Genomic DNA, 18,795 nt, shown 5'->3' on the forward strand with positions numbered 1-18,795 from the left:
GATGCCCAATTCCCAATTCCCAATTCCTAATCCCCTATGTTAATATCCCTCAGAATAGAAAACTTTGCCTTAATTGACTGCCTGGATATAGAATTTGGCCCGAGTTTGAACGTATTTACAGGGGAAACCGGCGCTGGTAAATCGATTATCCTAGATGCGATCGATGCAGTTTTGGGCGGGAAAGTCGATCGCCGATCAATTCGCACCGGAGCAGCGCGAGCAATATTGGAAGCTACCTTTGAATTGGACAAAGCCGCAGCTTTGTGGCTGGGCGAGCAAGAAATCGAACCCATAGACGGAAATTTAGCCGTTTGCAGCCGGGAAATTAACGCATCGAGCGGTGCTCTACGCACCAGATCCCGCTTGAACGGAATTCTGGTCAACCGCCAGTTAATGGATCAACTGCGCGATCAGCTTGTCGAAATTACCGCCCAAGGCCAAACCGTCCACCTCGGACAAGAAACCCTCCAGCGAGAATGGCTCGATTTATACGGCGGCAAAAAGCTCACTGAAGCGCGATCGAGCATCACCTCCGCGTGGCTGGGAGCCAACAGCGCAAAAACCGCCCTCAAACGCAGGCGTCAGTCGGAACAGCAGCGACTGCAAAGACTTGATTTGTTAGAATACCAAGTCCGAGAACTCGGCGAAGCCCAGATCGAAGACGCCGACGAACTCGAACAGCTAGAACACGAATCAATCCGGCTGGGCCACGTAGTCGAATTGCAGCAGCAGAGTTACCAAGTCCACCAAGCCCTGTACCAAAACGAGGGCGACAGCGCATCAGCCGCCGACTTGTTGAGCAAAGCCGAAGTAATTTTAAGCGACATGGCCGTTTACGATGTGCAGTTGCAACCAATCCTAGAAATGGTCAGCGATGCTTTAGCTCAAGCCACAGAAGCCAGCAGGCAAATTAGCAGCTACGGCGAACAATTAGAAGCAGATCCCGAAAGACTCGAAGAAGTAGAAGATCGGATTCGCGAACTCAAACAAATTTGTCGCAAATACGGGCCGCTCAAAGAAGCGATCGCCTACTACCAAAGCATTCAAAACGAACTAAATGAACTTTTAGAAGGAGGCGAGTCAATGGAAGCCTTAGAACTCGCATATCAGAACGCTTTAGAGCAATTAAAAGATGCTTGCAGCCACCTCACCACCCTGCGACGCGAAGCAGCCCTCAAACTAGAAACGCACCTCGTAGGAGAACTTAAGCCGTTAGCAATGGAAAAAGTGCAATTTCAAGTCGAGATATCGCCTTGTACCCCAACCGCTACTGGTGCCGACCAAATCGCCTTTTGTTTCAGCCCGAATCCGGGGGAACCTTTGCAACCCCTGGGGGCGATCGCCTCCGGGGGAGAAATGAGCCGCTTTCTACTCGCTATCAAAGCCTGTTTTTCCCAAATAGAAAGTGCCGGTACGCTGATTTTTGACGAAATCGACGCCGGAGTCTCCGGGAGAGTCGCCGGGGCGATCGCCAAAAAACTCTACCAACTTTCCGACAAACACCAAGTTCTCTGTGTCACCCACCAGCCACTGATCGCCGCGATGGCTGATTTTCATTTTCGCGTCAACAAACAGACGATCGAAGCAGAACCAAGTATCGAGGAACCCGCAGCCAACTCCGAACCTGTCGAACGTACAGTAGTCAGAGTTGCCGCCCTCAACAGTGAGCAGCGGCGGGAAGAACTCGCCCAACTCGCCAGTGGCCGCTCAGCAACAGAAGCAATCGCCTTCGCCGAATCCCTGCTTGTCGAAGCCGCCGGATTGCGCCAAACTCAGTCGGCTCAACCCTGATCACACCCTCAAGCCGATCGGGGGGCCAAAAGGCGGAGTTTTTTCAGAGTCGGAGGTTACACTAAAAATATCAACCGCAAATTTTACAAAAAAAAGCTGAAAACCCCGTGAATTTAGTGGGATAAAAGCTAACAGCAGCAAAATAGAGAGAAATTCTAGTTAAAAACCACAATTGTGTAGAGAAGGGCACACATCACTAGCAACTGGTAGTGTCACAATTGCGGCTAGTCCCACAAGGCTACCCCTCTTTCAGCAGTCTTCCCGCCAGTACCCATTCTTCTGCGGGCGATCGGCTCAAAGCTCGGTAGAACATACTCAAACCAGGCACGCACAATGTCAAAATCAGTTAATAAACCTTTTAAACAAGATTGGCGCTCTGTAAAAAGATTGCAGCACTCCCACCGCCTCGTTACTCTCCCACCCTCCTTTCAGCAACAAGGTCAACTGAATTTCCCTTGTCTTGTGGCCGGAGTTCTGTAAACTGGGAAATACTTTCACACATACTTGAGTCTTGTGCGACAAGTGACTCACTAATCAACTTCCCCGCTCTCTTGGCTTAGAGACTAACCCTTACACTTAAGCTTCTGTAAAGGTCTATGAAATCTGCATCTTCCACCAATTACTCTTCTCTGGACAACGTGATTGATGTCGCTGTTGTCGGCGGTGAAAATCATCATCAGGAACATTATTCTCCCCCGGAAATTAGGAGCAGTGCAATTATCCCGCGCCAAGGAAACCTCTCTGGCATTCTTGACCTTCTAAATAAGCAAAGTTTCACAGTAGTAGTTAAGGAAGTAGAAGACAAACTTAAGGTTGTCAATCAAACCCTGGGAATGCTCGACAATATCCTGGAGAGCGAGGGATTTGATGCCATACTCAACGAGATGTTGCAGTCGATTACCCTCAAAACAGGGGAATTGCTGAATGCTGATCGCACCACGATATTTTTATTAGACGACGAAAAAAATGAACTCTGGGCGATCGTTGCTAAAGACGAAAATGGCAAAAACCTAGAAATCAGAGTTCCCGCCCATGTAGGCATTGCCGGAGAAGTAGCCACGTTCCAAAAAGTGGTTAATATCCCTTACGATTTTTACAACGACGAACGATCGGCTAACGCCAAAAAATTTGACGAAAAAACGGGCTACCGCACTTATACAATGCTGGCAATGCCCCTGATTAATGAAGACACAAAAGAGTTAGTAGCAGTTGTTCAACTGATTAATAAATTAAGACCAAATCACGAAAAATACCCAACTTTAGACGAACAAATAGACAGGCACGGATTTACTAAAGAAGACGAACAAGTTTTTAAAGAATTTGCTCCCTCGATTCGCCTAATTCTAGAATCGTCCAAATCTTTCTACGCAGCAACTCAGAGACAACGAGCAGCAACGGCGCTGATGAATGCCGTCAACGCTCTTTCTCAGAGCAGTTTAGACTTAGAAGATACCCTAAAAAGGGTGATGGATCAGGCCCAAGAACTCATGAACGCCGATCGCAGCACCCTGTGGCTGATCGACGAAGAGAAAGACGAACTGTGGACGAAAATCCCGATGGCGGGCAACTTGAAAGAAATTCGCATACCCAGAACCGCCGGTTTTGCAGGCATCGTCGCCCAATCTAGCGAACCGCTGCTGATTCCGTTTGACGTGTACGACGACCCCCGCGCAGCCACTTCCAAAGAAGTAGATCAAAAGTCGGGCTACCGCACTTGCAGTATGCTTTGTATGCCAGTCTTTAACTCGGACAAAAAATTGATTGGCGTCACCCAATTAGTTAATAAAAAACGACAAGGAGAATTCCCCCCCTACAACCCCCAAGATTGGCCTCACGCCCCCGAACAGTGGAAAGCGAGTTTCAATCGCAATGACATGGAATTTATGAAGGCGTTTAACATCCAAGCAGGAGTCGCCCTACAAAACGCCAAACTGTTTGCCGAAGTCAAACAGCAAGAACAAAGACAAAAAGATATGCTGCACGCCTTGACTAACGGCGTGATTTCTACAGATAAAAAAGGCAATATAGTAGCGACCAATCCCAGTGCCAAAAAATTACTGGGTGTCAGCGATGCAGAATTAGCCGAAGGTCAATCTTTGCGCGAGTTAATTAAGTTAGAAAAAGGCGATTTTGCCAAGTGGTTTGATGCGTCTTTGTCTCCCGAAGACGATAACGACCGCCAGCAGTATTACCCAGATCAAGTTTTGCTTTCTTTGGAAGGAGAATCGCAGAGTATCAATCTCTCGATTAATTCAATGACTGACGCTACCGACCCCAACAAAGTCAACGGGGCGTTAGTTGTCATGGAAGATATTAGCAGTGCCAAGCAAGTCAAAAACTTGATGTACCGTTATATGACTCCAGAAGTAGCCGAAGCTTTGTTAGCTTCAGGGGATACTGGATTGGGCGGTAAGCGCAAAAACGTTTCGGTGCTGTTCTCAGACATTCGCAGCTATACCACACTTACGGAAAAATTGCAAGCCGAAGAAGTGGTAGTGATGCTCAACAAATATTTTGAAGTGATGGTAGATGTCGTATTCGAGTACGGTGGGACTCTCGACAAATACATCGGCGACGCTCTGATGGCAGTTTTTGGCTCTCCAGCGCCCCTAGAGGATCATGCTTGGTGCGCCATGCAAACGGCGGTGAAAATGCGGGAAAAATTGGCTGAGTTTAATCGAGATCGCGTGGCAAATGGCGAACTGCCGATCGGCATCGGTATGGGCGTACATTCCGATGAAGTTGTCAGCGGCAACATCGGTAGTAGCAAACGCATGGAATTGACTTCGATCGGAGATGGCGTAAACCTCGCCTCTCGCTTAGAAGGCGCCAGCAAGCAGTACGGCACCGACTTGATCATCAGCGACAATACTTACAGAGAATACAAAGATAGACTCTACGTGCGAGAACTCGACTTTATTACTGTAAAAGGCAAAAGCGAACCCGTAATCGTTTACGAACTCGTCGGCATCCGCGAGGGATGCTCGCCAGTGGGCAAGTCACTAACCGCAAAACAGGAAAAAATTATAGAACATTACACCAAGGGGCGCGAACATTACAAAACTCCAGTCACCCAAAGACTCTCAGAAAGTGAGGTAAAAAACATCTTAAATGAGGTCGCCGAAATGCCAGAGGCAGAGATTAAAAAACTGCCCTTATACAATGTCGAGCAACAGTTGGAACACGAGCTCAAGAACCTGTTACATCAACTGAAAAAGCTGTCAGAGTACGACCCGAAAAACCTGTCCGAAGCAGACAAACTCATCGTACTGTTGCAGACAGAAATCCAACTGTTGAAATTGGAAGGCATCAAAAATCTCTCGGAAGACGAAGCCAAAATGCTGCTGCAAGCAAAAATCAAGCCGCTATCAGCAGACGAAATTAAATACTTGCAAGAAGGCGAAGTCAAAAAGCTGTTGGAAGCAGACATCTTAGAACCATCAAATCCCAAAATCAAGAGGCTGAAAGCCGCAGAGATCAGGCGGCTATTGCAGGCTAAAATTAAAAGTCGGGCCTCGGAGACAGTTGCAGAAATGTTAGATGAGGAATTTGAAAATCTGGGACTAGATCAAGTTAAAAAAGTGCTGAACGAGTTTAAGAAAGCCTTAGAACCAAAAGCCAAGCAAGCTTTTACAGACGCCGCTCGCGAATTTAACGCCGTTCTGGATGTTGACCCGAAAAATAAGGCAGCTAAATTGCACGTCGATCGCTGTATGTTATTTCAGCATGGGTTTTCAGACGCACTCAACTGGGATGGGGTGTGGAATCTCACAGAAAAATAGCAGTGGCCCACAGCAAATCCTCGCGGTGGTGTCAGGGTTCCAGGTGGGGGCGATCGCGATCGGGGGTGCGCCTCCCATCCCACCACCAATTAACCTGAATATCCTATTGAGGTAATTGTAAATAAGCTCCAACAGGTATTATGGTTATATAACCGGATTTGAATTGGCCAGCGAGATGCCGGCGGTTTCGCCCTAGGTGTTTCGTTCGCACTACCTACCGCAACAAACTTAGCACTTCTATTATTTGAAGCGCTTAAAAATAGTTATGACTGGCGGCAGCGTTACCCGGTTTCTGAGAAAAATCTTGGAGAAAGGCGACGAAACATCCGCTCAAAAACCGGGTTTATCACCCCGCCCGCGTAAGTCTTCATAGCGTTAGTGGCTCCTGAAAAGAGCTGACTTCGCAGATAGTCAATGTTCTAGTCTTAGATATAAAAAACCACTAGCGTCAGTTATGAATAATTGGAATTCGCAATCGGGAGATGTTGAGTGGGTAGATCAGGTTTACCAACTATTGCTGGAGATTGCTCGAAGCTCCCTGTCAGATATCCCCAGAATCCCGGAAAACATCACTGTTAAGGCTATCCCTCTGATCCAGAAGGTACAAAGCATTCAGCAAAGACCTGATGGGCAAGTGTTCAAATCTGGTTCCTTTTCAGTAAACGATCACGAATGGGTCGATCGAGTCTGCCAACTATTGGTAGAACTAACCAGCGCGTCTTTGTCCGAACAGCCCAAAATGCCGGAAAACCTTGCAGGCAGATCTTTAGCCCTGGCAGATCGAGCACAAAAAATTAAAGAAGATATCGAAGAAAATGCAGCCCAAACCCCAGCAGATGAAGATGACAATTCTTCACAGTCTCCAGATGCGCTGCTTTCCCTATTGCACCACAGTTTGAAAACTCAGCGCGCCAAAAGCTACAACCCCGATGCCCCCGAATGGCAGCAAGTCTTGAGCCTACTCGACGTAGTGCAGTCAATTTACAAGCAAATCCAAAATTAAATTCCAGCTTTATTCAGGGGCGTCTTTATTGTGCCAGATTGCTGGCTCTTAAAGGCAGTTGCTCTTTGACATAAAATTTTTTTGCCGTATCCCGAACATTTCCGATTATTGCACTTTTGTCAACTACACTAGGTTTAATCGGTTCTAGGGCAAGAGAACATGAGCGGACAAAACATCGGCGATTTGTCAAAAGAAATATTAGCCGATCGCTATCAGTGCGATCGGCGGCTCGGCAAGCAAGCAGGAAGGCAAACTTTACTCGCCCGCGACTTAAAAACCCAACAGCAAGTAGTAGTCAAACTCCTCTCATTCAGCAGCGACTTTAACTGGGAAGACTTAAAACTGTTCGAGCGAGAAGTCGAAACCTTAAAATCCCTATCCCATCCCGCAATTCCCCGATATCTCGACTCCTTTGAAATCGACACCCCCAACCGCAAAGGATTCGCCCTAGTTCAGACTTACATCGAAGCCAAATCCCTACAAGAATATCTTTCAGACGGCCGCACTTTCAGCGAAAGCGAAGTCAAACAATTAGCCACAGCATTATTAGACATCCTCGCCTACCTGCACCAGCGACAGCCCCCGGTGATTCATCGCGACATTAAACCCAGCAATATTTTACTCAAGAATCGATCGGGAAACAGCGTCGGCGAAGTATACCTAGTCGATTTCGGTGCAGTTCAAACCCTAGCAACCCAACAAGGGAAAACAGTCACCGTTGTCGGCACGTATGGCTATATGCCACCAGAACAATTTGGCGGGAGGGCGGTTCCCGCTTCCGACTTGTACGGCTTGGGAGCAACATTAATCGCCTTAATTACCAAGCAGCATCCTGCCGATTTGCCACAGCAAGATTTGCAGATTGAATTCGAGCAATTGACCAAATTAAGTCCCGGTTTTACCAATTGGCTGAAGTGGCTGACGCATCCGAGTTTAGAATGCCGTCCCGCCTCAGTCCAAATAGCCAAAGAAGTTCTAGAAAAACCACAGGAAATAAATAAATATTCCCAGACATTGAGACTGGGAAAAACGCTAGATACCTCTAGGTTGTTCAAGAATGCGATCGGGCGCAGCACTTGGATGGGAACTCTAGGCGTAGGATCTTGTGCAGCAATTTACGGAACCTTTATTTTTCCGGTAGTGGCGACAATTTTAGGAGGATTTATCGGTCTTTTTCTCGGCTTGCTGCTGGGGTTGGGGAATGGAATAATCGTAGGAATTGTGACGCGCTTGTGGTTTTTTCCCCTAACTAATCCCAAACTTCACCGACAGGTTTTAACTGCAATTAGTATCGTACTCTGTACCTCGATAAGCATCGTCTACTTTCGGATAGTGGATTGGAATAAGCTAAACGACTTGAGTGTTGAGATTATTTTCGTGCTAGCACCGTCCCTAATTGCAGGACTGTCAATGGGGGCAAGTAGCAAGTCTATTGCCCGGTGGTATCAAAAAGAAAGTGGACTGTAATCTAAAATTTACAGTTATGGATGCACTCCGAGCAAATAAACTTGGTTTTTACGAAAAGACGCATTACAACCGCCAGACTCGCTAAACAACCCGGTTTCTGAACCCCGACGCTCCCCTCAAATTCAAATTAATGTAAAAAAATATGACCAGCAAAATATTAGCAGAACGCTACGAAGTGCAGCGACAACTAGGAAAACAAACTGGTCGCCAAACGCTGCTGGCTCGTGACTTACAAACTAAAGAATTAGTTGTCATCAAACAGCTATTCCTCGGCAGCGATTTTGAATGGCAAGACCTCAAGCTATTTGAACGGGAAGCGGAAACTTTAAAAGCACTTTCTCACCCAGCAATTCCGCGCTACCTCGATTACCTGGAAATTGACGAACTAAATAGTAAAAGCTTTGCGCTGGTACAGACTTATGTAGAGGGAAAAACTTTGCAAGAGCATTTGCGATCGGGGCGTACTTTTAGCGAAAGCGAGGTAAAACAATTAGCTAAATCGCTGTTAGCAATTTTGAATTATTTGCACAAGCAAAATCCGCCTGTTATTCACCGTGACATTAAACCCAGTAATATTTTACTGCACAGCAGATCAGGTAACTCGGTCGGACAAGTTTATTTAGTTGATTTCGGTTCGGTGCAGAACCAAGCGGCAAAATTTGGCGGCACAATTACAGTAGTGGGAACTTACGGGTATATGGCACCGGAACAATTTGGCGGGCGCTCAGTTCCGGCTTCTGACCTCTACGGTTTAGGTGCAACTTTAATTTATTTGGTAACGGGTTTGCATCCCACCGAACTGTCGCAGCAGGATTTGAAAATTCAATTTGCCGATCGGGTACCGCAGCTCAATCCTAATTTAATAGATTGGCTGGAGTGGATGACAGAACCAAGTTTTTCCAAACGGTTATCTTCGGCTGGGGAAGCATGGCGAGGGCTTAAAAATCCCCGCCTTATCAACAAAAATCCTATGGTGGTGCTGCAGCCACAAGGCAGCGATATTAAATTTACAAAAAATTCGGAGTTTATAGAAATTGTAATTCCGCCACCAGGCATCGGTTTTGGTTTAATTGCCACGCTTTCGGCTGTGGTATCTGCGAGTCCTGTCTCATTTATAGCAAGGGATATGTTGAGCGATGCGTTAAAGATAAATTCCCAATTTTTTATAATAATATCAGGAAGTTTGTTATGTATGGCAGGACTAAAGTTGATATTTGCACTATTTAGGGAAAGGCGCCTCAGAATTGATCGCCAGCAAATCTCCTGTAGCAGCCATCTACTGGGGTTGAGATGGAATCATGCCAAGCCATCTCCCAGGAACGAGATTTGCCAGTTGGAAATTCAACAACGTGAATATAGAAACAGCGGTATTGGTGTAAAAGTTATAAAAGTTATGATTTTTGCTTTTTCAATCCCTAGAGAGTTATATCAAACGGCATCATTACTTATGCAGGAAAGCCACTCGGAAGTGAGATTAGGGAAAGTCTATCAAATGATAGTTCAAGCAGGCAACCACAAATATCAGTTAGGAGAGAAGGAGGGACTAAGTGAATCAGAAATCAAGTGGTTAGCAACAGAACTGAGCCAGTGGTTGGGTTTGAAAATTAAAATAATTTTGACAGACGGTAAACAGAATAAATGGTTCTGAAAATATCTCCCTCGCCCAAACAAAGCATTCCCCTGTCAAACTGTGGGATGGGCGTCCCGCCCGTCCCCTCTCTCTTGTGTGGGATGGGCGTCTCGCCCGTCGAGTTTATTCTCCCAGCCGGCGACAGACTCCCCCGCTTTCGGTCAATCTCATGGAGCATCGAGCCCGATCGCCCGTAAAATGCTATCAAAGGGATTTGGCAAGTAGCACTCATCCCAATCATCTGTTAACTTGGAGATATTGTTGTGGACTTATCGCTAATTCCGGCACAGCCGAAACCAGGACTGCTCAACGTCCTCATCGAAATTACCGCCGGTAGCAAAAACAAGTACGAATTTGATAAAGACTTGCAAGCCTTTGCTCTCGATCGGGTGCTTTCTTCCTCAGTCCAATATCCATGCGACTACGGCTTCATACCCAATACCTTAGCCGATGATGGCGACCCCCTCGACGGCATGGTAATGATGGATGAGCCCACATTTCCAGGGTGCATTATCGCAGCCCGTCCGATCGGAATGCTGGAAATGATCGATGGAGGCGACAGGGACGAAAAACTTTTGTGCGTTCCCGACAAAGACCCCCGCTATGCTCACTATAAGTCCCTCAAAGACGTAGCACCCCACCGCTTGGACGAAATAGCCGAATTTTTTAGAACCTACAAAAATTTGGAGAAAAAAGTCACGGAAATTCTGGGTTGGCAAGATGTCGATCAAGTAATGCCCTTAGTGGAAAAGTGCATCGCAGCCGATCGCAAATAAGCTCCTAGCCCGCACTCCTCGACTGCAACCCCACTAAAAACTCAGGGGGCAGAACTTAAGGCGATGCTGCACGTGAGGCGATGCAGTCGAGGAACAGATGGGTAGAATGTCAAATCATTCGTAAATGCCGAGTCACCGGAACAGCATTCCTGAAAACCCCGCCCCGGCCCCAATCTTGAAAAAAATACTACTCATAGAGTAAGATGAAGCGCAAATTCTACCTCTGGAGAATGAGTTATACGGTGGAGGAAGTTCTACCCGAACACTCTTATTCGGCGCTATCTTAATCTCAGAACACATAACACGGCGGGCAGCCCGCATGATGCAAAAAATAATCTCTTAAGCGTGACGTCTCCTACACGAATCGGTAAGGTTGAGAATTCTAACAGCCCAAGTATTAGGCACTCGAATAGTTTCCCGATCAAGGGCTTTATTATAGTACAGATTGCTAAAAACTAAAAAGTAAAAACTAAGATTTCAACTCCCAAGTTCCTGCCGCCAAAACTAAAAAAAATGCCAGATTCCGCACCCTCTCTACCCAATCCACAGCCTTCCGATCACAAACCCACTATGGAAAATAGTCCTTTGACCGAGTTTGTCGTTCAGTTTTGGGGCGTGCGGGGCAGCATCGCCACCCCCGGCACCAAAACACTGCGCTACGGAGGCAACACCTCCTGTGTAGAAATGCGCTTGGGCAAAAAACGCCTGATTTTTGACGGCGGTACCGGTCTGCGAGTTCTGGGCCTAAACTTGCTGCGGCAAATGCCAGTGGAAGCCCATATGTTTTTCAGCCACACTCACTGGGATCACATTCAAGGCTTTCCGTTCTTTACTCCCGCCTTTATCCCAGGGAACTGCTTTCACATTTACGGTGCGATCGCCCCCAACGGCACTACAATCAAACACCGTCTTGCTGACCAAATGGTGCACCCCAATTTTCCCGTCCCCATCCAAGTGATGCAGTCAGACCTGAAATTCAACGATTTGACCCCTGGGGATATTCTCGAACTCGACGATGTGAAAATCGAAACGGCACTGCTGAACCATCCCAATACCGCGATCGGATATCGAGTCACTTGGGAGGGACACACAGCCGTCTACTGCACCGATACAGAACATTTTCCCGATCGCCTCGACGACAACGTATTACACCTAGCTCGCAACGCCGACGTGCTGATTTACGACGCTAACTACACCAACGAAGAGTATTACGACTTCAAAACCCCAAAAGTCGGCTGGGGACACTCGACTTGGCAAGCAGGAGTAGAAATAGCCAAAGCTGCTGGAGTCAAAAAAATCGTGATGTTTCACCATGATCCGGGCCACGACGACAATTTTCTCGATCATACAGAAGCAGAGGTTCAGGCAGCGTTCGCCAATAGCTGCTTAGCCCGCGAAGGCATGAGCATACCAGTAATTTAACCAAAAATAAATTCAGAATTATGAAACAGGAAAAACCCCGCAAACGTCGCAGAGTAGGCTTGCGGGGGCTTTACTCAACGTTGCTAGTGTTGATAATTATCTGCTGTACCTGTGGCGGATGGGTTGCAGCTCAGACTGCCTATTCTCGCACTCCCGCGCGACTTGCTCAGGTTTCTTCGATCGAGGATACTGGTACGGTCGATCGCATCCCCGAACGCTACCAACTCGGACAGCAACTGTACCTAGAAAACTGCGCCACCTGTCACATCGCTTTACCGCCGCAAGTATTACCTACAGAAACTTGGCGCAGATTGCTGCAAGATCCCCAACATTACGGACAAACCATCAAACTGCTAGTAGACCCGCCCCGCCTGCTAGTCTGGAACTACCTGCAAACTTTTTCTCGTTCCCAAGCAAAAGAGGAAGAAATCGCCTACCGAGTCGCCAGTTCTCGTTATTTCAAAGCACTGCACCCCAAAGTCAAAATGTCGCAACCCGCAAATATCAGCAGTTGCGTTACTTGTCACCCCGGCGCATCTCAATACAATTTCCGCAAGCTTACCGCCGAGTGGGAAAACTCTCCCTAGCGCAGATTAAGTTCGTAATTATATCCAAGTGTGATCGTCTCGCTCGCACTAACCAGAAAACGGCGATCGCATTCTCCACTAGAGACTTATCCAAAGTGTGGGTGCGATCTTTCAATTCATTCTTACTGGGTATCGCACCTTACAAAAACCTCTCGCTTTACCCTCATCAATAACTCTGACGGCTAACGGTGAAGTTGTGCCACTGCCGATAACGTCTTTTGCCAAACCGACCAAACTTGCTAGTCGGTTCCAACCGAGTGGTTAGCTGATCTAGTGGCATAGAAGTAAAAAATCTGTGCTTTTAACTACCTTTTGACCAATTGTTATGATATCTTAACTTTACCGGAGGCTAGTTCAGACAATTTAAGAAGCCTGGTTATCAAGTAACCTGATTTATGATTGACCCTAAAAAAATTCAACTGAAATGGGAAAGTTATTGGTTTAAAACCTTTGGAAGATGGCGATCGTGTCCATTGAGCTGCCCCGTAGACAGACCTCATCCTCGACATATTTTTTGGAGTTGGATTGGCAGTTTTTTGGCAATTACTGCAACGTCCTATCTTGCCGTAAAAACTAATTCTCCTTTACTAATGGCTCCGTTTGGCGCTACAAGCGTTCTGATCTTTGGTGTCCCTGACAGCCCTTTGGCTCAACCCCGGAATGTCATTGGGGGCAATTTCTTAGCTGCTCTCACCAGTTTAATGATTCTGCATTTTGTCGGTTCTTCTCCCTGGGCGATGGGAATGGCTGTTTCTAGTGCGATCGGCATTATGCAGATTACCCGAACTCTACATCCGCCTTCGGGAGCAGTTGCCTTAGTCGTCATGATGACCCAACCAGACTGGAAATTTTTGCTAACACCTGCTTTTGAGGGATCAATAATCTTGGTCTTGTGCGCCGTCATCTTTAATAATTTAGCGGCAGAAAGGACGTATCCCAACCACTGGTTATAGCATTGTCTCTAATTCTCTCATCCTTCCCTTGGGAGCACTACCCAAAATCTGGATGCTCCCTCGATTCCTTCTTCCTTTTTCGTTCTTTCTGCCATCCGTTACATCCCGATTGACTGCGAGTTGCCGAACTTCCTTCTGCTAGATCAATCAAAAAACACTGATTTGTCAGGCGTTGGTCGAAATCCCTGTTGAAAGCGTTCCCAGGACTCCTTTAACTGAGCCGGCGCTGGATATTCTTTATCGTAAACCACCAGCACATTCGTCAAATTCCGTCCCGGCGGCAATAAAATCTCCCCTTGATGAGCCAAACCCACGGAAGCGCCCCCGTCCAAATTCATCGCTTCAAAACAGCCCATCGCCTGCATAACCTTAGCTTCTGCTTCCAAAGACAAACTATCAAGAAAAGTCACCAAAAACAACTTATCTCTCGAAGCCGGAAAGCCGATCGCCGTTCTCGAACCCACGCCCAAAACATGAGAATCTTTAAAACCTTCCGACAAAGGAGACAGCCAAACTTTCCCCCCTTTAACCAATCTCGGCCCGCAAGTCAGAGAAAACCAATATTGACTCCAATCCGGCTTACCTTCAGTTCTAGCCGTCACCATTTCCAATTGATTTCCCGCTTTAATTCCCAAAGTCGTGCCGTAATTTTCCCATCGGCTGTATTTCAGAAACTTACCCCCCGCCACCATATTTCCCAGCACTGATTTCTGCTCATCTTTACCAAAAAAAGTCCCGTTAGCAACAATAGCAGCCCGGTAACGCGCCACCATATTTTCAAAAGGTTCATCGCCCCGCGTGACTTTAGAAGTGTTTGCAAAATCTGCATTATTAGCTAACCCAATTGTGAGATAAATTTCTGGATCGGCGAGGTCAATAGTTGTTAAATAAAAACTTGCGCCAGCTACCTTTTGGCGGCTGACTTGTACTGGTTTTGCTTGCTTAGCAGAACGTTTGATAATTTGAGGTTGAGACGGTTGCGTAGCAGGATAATTTTCTGGCGCTTTGACAATAGGATTAGTCGGCAGAGGTTGATTGTTTTTTCCCGATTTTACAATGGGATTGTTAGGGAGAGGTTGAGGAGTGTGATTTGATTGTATACTTGATAAAAAAGCGAGTGACTTTTGCCACACTTGACCCGCGAGAGTCAAGAAACTATCTCGGTTGTGGGCGATCGCAAAATAGTCAGCCGCAGCCCGCGCCAAAGCGATGCCCGTTAAAAATAAAAAAGTTCGCCGCAGCATCGGGCGACAAGCTTTAGACTGTTTGCGTTTAAACATACAAAAATCTCAGCTAGGATAGGGAACAGTTTCCTATGGCTGTGACTACAATGGGCGCGCGAATTCGGAAACTACCAGTAGCAAGGTGCTCCATCGCGCACCTCACCACTAATTCACAACTCAAAACTATTTGCCTAGCCCGTATTCCGCATCCCCGCAGCAATTCCATTAATCGTCAGCAGAGCTCCCCGCAACAATTCACCCTTGCTGTAACGCGAGTGAATCACCCCCGGAACCCCGCCACTACCATGCTGCCGCAAGCGTTTCAGCAGCGAAACCTGCAACAAACCCAAAGGCACAATCGTCGCATTTCGCAACTGCACCGATCGCTGCAGCGATGGATCTTCGTCCAACAAACGTTGGTGTCCGGTAATCGTTAAAACCAAATCGCGAATCAAGTGAAATTCGGCAGCAATTTGATCAAATAAAGCCTTAAAACGCTCCTTGTCAGCAGGCAAAGCTAACTCCTGCACGTAGTGTTCTGCAATCTGCAAATCCACCTTAGATAAAGTCATTTCCACTTTAGAAATTACCATTCTAAAAAATGGCCATTTTAAGTAGAAATACTGCAAAAGCTTCATGTGTTCTTCCGGTTCCTCCAGCAAAAACTCTTGCAAAGCTGTGCCGACACCGTACCAAGAAGGCAGCAAAAAGCGGCTTTGAGTCCAGCTAAACACCCACGGAATTGCTCGCAAACCGCTGATGTCTTTTTTACCCCCACGCCGGGCCGGACGAGAACTAATTTGCAACTGGCTGATTTCTTGAATCGGAGTAACTTGGTGGAAGAAATCGACTAAATCCGGCTGTTCGTAGATTAAATGGCGGTAGTGCGATCGCGATCTCGCCGATAACTCCTCCATAATCTCATTCCAAGGGTCGATGCCATCAAAACCAGTATGCAGCAAACTAGCTTGAATTACCGCCGCCGCCACTGTTTCCAAATTGTAAAGCGCCAACTCCGGCAAAGAATATTTAGAAGCCAAAACCTCGCCTTGTTCGGTAATCTTAATTCGCCCGCTAATACTCTTTCCAGGCTGAGCCAAAATTGCCTTGTAAGCAGGCCCGCCGCCGCGCCCTACTGAACCGCCTCGGCCGTGAAAAATCCGCAACTCTACATTGTATTTTTCCGCAACCATTTGCAAAGCCTTTTGAGCTTTGTGGATTTCCCAATTGCTGCTGAGAAAACCCGAATCTTTATTGCTGTCGGAATAGCCGAGCATCACCTCTTGCAATTTGATATTTTCGATTGGGCATTTGAGATCTTCTGCATTTTTTACCGCTAGTTCCTGCGCGTATCCTCCTGCTAGCAAAGCTCGATAAAGTGGCAAATCAAATATTTGCTGCATAACTTCCGGCGCTTTTTTCAAATCTTCCACTGTTTCAAACAGGGGAACTACTTGAATACTGCTAATTCCTGTCGCCGGATCGTAAAGTCCTGCTTCTTTTGCTAAAAGCAAAACTGCCAGTAAATCGCTGACATCGTGGCTCATGCTAATGACATAAGTTTCGCAAATTTCAGGACCAAACTCCTGCTGCATTTGCCGCAATATTCGGAAGGTATTGATGGTCTCGCAAGTTTTGGGAGAAAAGGGCAATTCTGCTGGAATTAAAGGGCGACGAGTTTGCAGTTCCGTTGCCAGCCAAATAATTCGATCGCATTCTGACATTTGATTGTACGGCTTGGGCAAAATTTGCAAGTATTCAGCAATTTCGCTCAAAGCGTCGGAGTGTACTGTTGACTCTTGGCGGATATCAAGGTAAGCCAAATTAAATCCGTAAATTTCTACTTGGCACAGCAGATTTTCCAAGTCCCGACAGCTCAAACCTGTTTCCACTAAATTGCGCTCGATGAGCTGCAACTCGGTCAAAAACTCAGTACCAGATCGATAAAGACCGGTCATTCCGGGATGTTCTGACAAAGCTTCGCGTTCCCGCTGCAACTCGTCTCCTTTGTAGAGCCGCCAATTACGATCGCGCGTATTTTCCAGTCGCTGCTGCACGTAGGCCAACTTCAACCGATAAGGTTCTTGGCGGTAGCGGATTGCCCATTGCTCGTAAACCTCCGGGAATTCCGATTTGTCGCGATCGAGAGATTCGAGCAATTCCGGCAGTACGTCACTCCAGTGCAGCGACAAACTCAAAAGTTCGTTCAACCGCTTCACTGCAGCGATGTACTTCTGTAGCACTAAGTGGCGCTGATAGCAAGCCGTTTGCCAAGTAACTTTCGGAGTCACAGAAGGATTGCCGTCCCTGTCCGAACCCACCCAAGAACCGAACTTGCAAAAATTGTAACTAGGCGGTTTCAGATAAGGGTAAGAAGCGTGCAGAGCTTGCTTTAAGCGGTGGTAGAGTTCCGGAATAGCATCAAACAGAACTTCCTCGAAGTAGTGGAGAGTGTACTCCACCTCGTCAAGTACAGTCGGCTTGAACTGGTGCAGTTCGTCAGTGCGCCACCATAGGCGAATTTCTTCCATCAGTTGCTCTTGGAGAGCGGCTGCTTCCCAGCAAGACACCGGGTAGGGGCTTTGAGAGTCGGCCCCAAGTACCTGAAATTTCTCGTCAACTTGGTCTAGCTGTTGGAGAATCTTCGCCATTCGTCGCTGTTTGGTGCGGATCGTGTGGCGAACAATTTCCGTCGGGTGAGCGGTGAATACCAAGCGGATGTCTAACTGATCGATCAAGCGCTGGATTTGCTGGCTGGGCACGTTCAAGCGCAGCAGCATCGGGAACAGTTGGTGAAAAGTGCCGGCATCACGAGTGATCATCTCGTTGCTGTCTGCCTTGCTCAAAGCCATTTGGGCTGGGACTGGGCCTTCCCGGTGGCGTGGGCGATCGGGGGCATCAGTTGCTTGTCCTGGCAGCTTAGAAAACATCCGCCCACCAGCATCGTTGCTGCTAGCGTAAGCTAGCTGTTGGTCTCGCTGTTCGTAGTGCTGTTCGACAATGTTGATCAACTGAAAATACAGTGCAAAAGCCCTAGCGGCGCGGATGGCGGCGTTGAGGTCGAGCTTTTCGATTAGCTGTACGACATTCGACTCGCGAAAGTGAGTGGCCTGTCCCTCGGCGGAATTGACCGATCGCATTTGTTGGAGCAAATCCACCAATTCCTGCCCGCACTCCTGTCGCAGCACCGATTCCCACAAGTCCTCTACTACTTTGAGGCGATTTCGCAGAAACAGGTCTGATTTTGAGTAAGCGGGAGAATGGGAAATAGATGTTGTATCAATAGCCTGTTCTGAAGACTGGAGGACTGAACTCATCGGGCTGTTCCTCAATAGCTGCGGGTGTCTAGAAAATTGTATGGTTTAGTTTCGCCTAAAACACTTTTGTTTGCAGTCAAATTTGAGACAACTTCTTGCAACGTAGAAAGTAGAAGGCACTTATGTACAAAGTATAAGGAGAGATTAATTCTTAGACCACAGATTGTACGTATTGTCAAGCTTTCATATCACTTGACTTGCGATTTTAGATTTTAGACGATCGGCGTGAGACGATCGGCCAGCGGTCAGTAGAGTCGCGCTAAGTCGAACAATTTGAGATTTACTCCAAAGATGAATCTGGGATGTTGAACTAGGGTCGAAAATTTTTATCTGTCCCCGACAGGAAGGAGTACGTGGCACCGTATCCGTTTTTGGGCGGGGTCACAAAATTTAACTTCTAGCTGCAGCATCCGGACTTGGGCTTTCTAATCCTGTGATTGAGGAAAGTTGAGTACGGGAAGGCGCGAACCCCGAAAGACTTCTTCGCTTTCAACGCCGATCGACGCAACAAACTCAGCAGCAGCTTTAGCCGCCACCAACCCGCCCAGCATGGGTAAGGCGACGAAGCTCAATAAAATGTCTGAGGGAACTGGCAACTTTGGACTCTCAGGTGTTTGATTTTTGAGCAAGTCTTGGTTTTCCGACGGCATAAATTCCTCCTGTGTCAATCCATAATCCTCAGTTTACAAGCCAAATAATGATCTTGACCGCTGCTTTCTGACTAATAACTTCTGAGATCAAATCCGGTGACGAATAACTTGTGGCTTGGCTTAATTTGGACTTATCTGTGCCAAAATGTCGAGGTATTATCAAAAAAATATTCCCCAACGGCTCGAAGCCGAGG

General features: G+C 47.2%; 12 protein-coding genes. 9 read left to right on the forward strand and 3 right to left on the reverse strand.

Annotated elements, in window-relative coordinates:
* The first annotated feature begins 36 nt into the window (after positions 1-36).
* From recN to QUA24_RS05765, 9 genes are all read left to right on the forward strand, one after another.
* A complete protein-coding gene (gene recN, locus QUA24_RS05725) occupies positions 37-1,791 on the forward strand; it encodes a DNA repair protein RecN (RefSeq protein ID WP_333227923.1) in 1,755 nt (584 codons plus the stop codon).
* Between the two features lie 596 nt (positions 1,792-2,387).
* Positions 2,388-5,573: a GAF domain-containing protein gene (locus QUA24_RS05730; RefSeq protein ID WP_333227925.1), complete on the forward strand. Its 3,186-nt coding sequence runs from the start codon at positions 2,388-2,390 to the stop codon at positions 5,571-5,573.
* 454 nt (positions 5,574-6,027) lie between these two features.
* Positions 6,028-6,576 (forward strand): inorganic pyrophosphatase, encoded by a 549-nt coding sequence (locus tag QUA24_RS05735; protein ID WP_190656946.1) that lies wholly within the window; start codon positions 6,028-6,030, stop codon positions 6,574-6,576.
* A 159-nt stretch (positions 6,577-6,735) separates the two neighbouring features.
* On the forward strand, positions 6,736-8,043 hold the full coding sequence (locus tag QUA24_RS05740) for a serine/threonine-protein kinase (RefSeq protein WP_333227929.1): 1,308 nt from the start codon (positions 6,736-6,738) through the stop codon (positions 8,041-8,043).
* A gap of 142 nt (positions 8,044-8,185) precedes the next feature.
* Complete coding sequence (locus QUA24_RS05745; RefSeq protein WP_333227931.1) at positions 8,186-9,691, forward strand: serine/threonine-protein kinase; 1,506 nt, start codon at positions 8,186-8,188, stop codon at positions 9,689-9,691.
* Between the two features lie 245 nt (positions 9,692-9,936).
* Positions 9,937-10,449 carry an inorganic diphosphatase gene (locus tag QUA24_RS05750; RefSeq protein WP_006634582.1) on the forward strand — a complete coding sequence of 171 codons (513 nt, stop codon included), beginning with the start codon at positions 9,937-9,939 and terminating at the stop codon, positions 10,447-10,449.
* Positions 10,450-10,962: 513 nt separating this feature from the next.
* On the forward strand, positions 10,963-11,871 hold the full coding sequence (locus QUA24_RS05755; RefSeq protein ID WP_333227933.1) for an MBL fold metallo-hydrolase: 909 nt from the start codon (positions 10,963-10,965) through the stop codon (positions 11,869-11,871).
* A gap of 20 nt (positions 11,872-11,891) precedes the next feature.
* Positions 11,892-12,458 (forward strand): diheme cytochrome C, encoded by a 567-nt coding sequence (locus QUA24_RS05760; RefSeq protein WP_333227935.1) that lies wholly within the window; start codon positions 11,892-11,894, stop codon positions 12,456-12,458.
* A 395-nt stretch (positions 12,459-12,853) separates the two neighbouring features.
* Positions 12,854-13,411 (forward strand): HPP family protein, encoded by a 558-nt coding sequence (locus QUA24_RS05765; RefSeq protein ID WP_333165414.1) that lies wholly within the window; start codon positions 12,854-12,856, stop codon positions 13,409-13,411.
* 143 nt (positions 13,412-13,554) lie between these two features.
* On the opposite strand, the gene QUA24_RS05770 is transcribed toward QUA24_RS05765, so the two are convergent.
* The 3 genes from QUA24_RS05770 to QUA24_RS05780 form a co-directional block, all read right to left on the reverse strand.
* Complete coding sequence (locus QUA24_RS05770; RefSeq protein ID WP_333227938.1) at positions 13,555-14,691, reverse strand: phosphodiester glycosidase family protein; 1,137 nt, start codon at positions 14,689-14,691, stop codon at positions 13,555-13,557.
* Between the two features lie 134 nt (positions 14,692-14,825).
* Complete coding sequence (ppc, locus tag QUA24_RS05775; protein ID WP_333227939.1) at positions 14,826-17,951, reverse strand: phosphoenolpyruvate carboxylase; 3,126 nt, start codon at positions 17,949-17,951, stop codon at positions 14,826-14,828.
* Between the two features lie 425 nt (positions 17,952-18,376).
* A complete protein-coding gene (locus tag QUA24_RS05780; protein WP_333227940.1) occupies positions 18,377-18,601 on the reverse strand; it encodes a hypothetical protein in 225 nt (74 codons plus the stop codon).
* Positions 18,602-18,795 lie beyond the last annotated feature (194 nt).

It is taken from the genome of Microcoleus sp. Pol12B5 (assembly GCF_036701335.1).
GTDB lineage: Bacteria > Cyanobacteriota > Cyanobacteriia > Cyanobacteriales > Microcoleaceae > Microcoleus.

Coding starts and splice junctions, on each gene's coding strand:
- QUA24_RS05730 (WP_333227925.1), top strand. CDS start 2,388: ATGAAATCTGCATCTTCCACCAATTACTCTTCTCTGGACAACGTGATT.
- QUA24_RS05755 (WP_333227933.1), top strand. CDS start 10,963: ATGCCAGATTCCGCACCCTCTCTACCCAATCCACAGCCTTCCGATCAC.
- recN (WP_333227923.1), top strand. CDS start 37: ATGTTAATATCCCTCAGAATAGAAAACTTTGCCTTAATTGACTGCCTG.
- QUA24_RS05745 (WP_333227931.1), top strand. CDS start 8,186: ATGACCAGCAAAATATTAGCAGAACGCTACGAAGTGCAGCGACAACTA.
- QUA24_RS05770 (WP_333227938.1), bottom strand. CDS start 14,691: ATGTTTAAACGCAAACAGTCTAAAGCTTGTCGCCCGATGCTGCGGCGA.
- QUA24_RS05740 (WP_333227929.1), top strand. CDS start 6,736: ATGAGCGGACAAAACATCGGCGATTTGTCAAAAGAAATATTAGCCGAT.
- QUA24_RS05760 (WP_333227935.1), top strand. CDS start 11,892: ATGAAACAGGAAAAACCCCGCAAACGTCGCAGAGTAGGCTTGCGGGGG.
- QUA24_RS05735 (WP_190656946.1), top strand. CDS start 6,028: ATGAATAATTGGAATTCGCAATCGGGAGATGTTGAGTGGGTAGATCAG.
- ppc (WP_333227939.1), bottom strand. CDS start 17,951: ATGAGTTCAGTCCTCCAGTCTTCAGAACAGGCTATTGATACAACATCT.
- QUA24_RS05765 (WP_333165414.1), top strand. CDS start 12,854: ATGATTGACCCTAAAAAAATTCAACTGAAATGGGAAAGTTATTGGTTT.
- QUA24_RS05780 (WP_333227940.1), bottom strand. CDS start 18,601: ATGCCGTCGGAAAACCAAGACTTGCTCAAAAATCAAACACCTGAGAGT.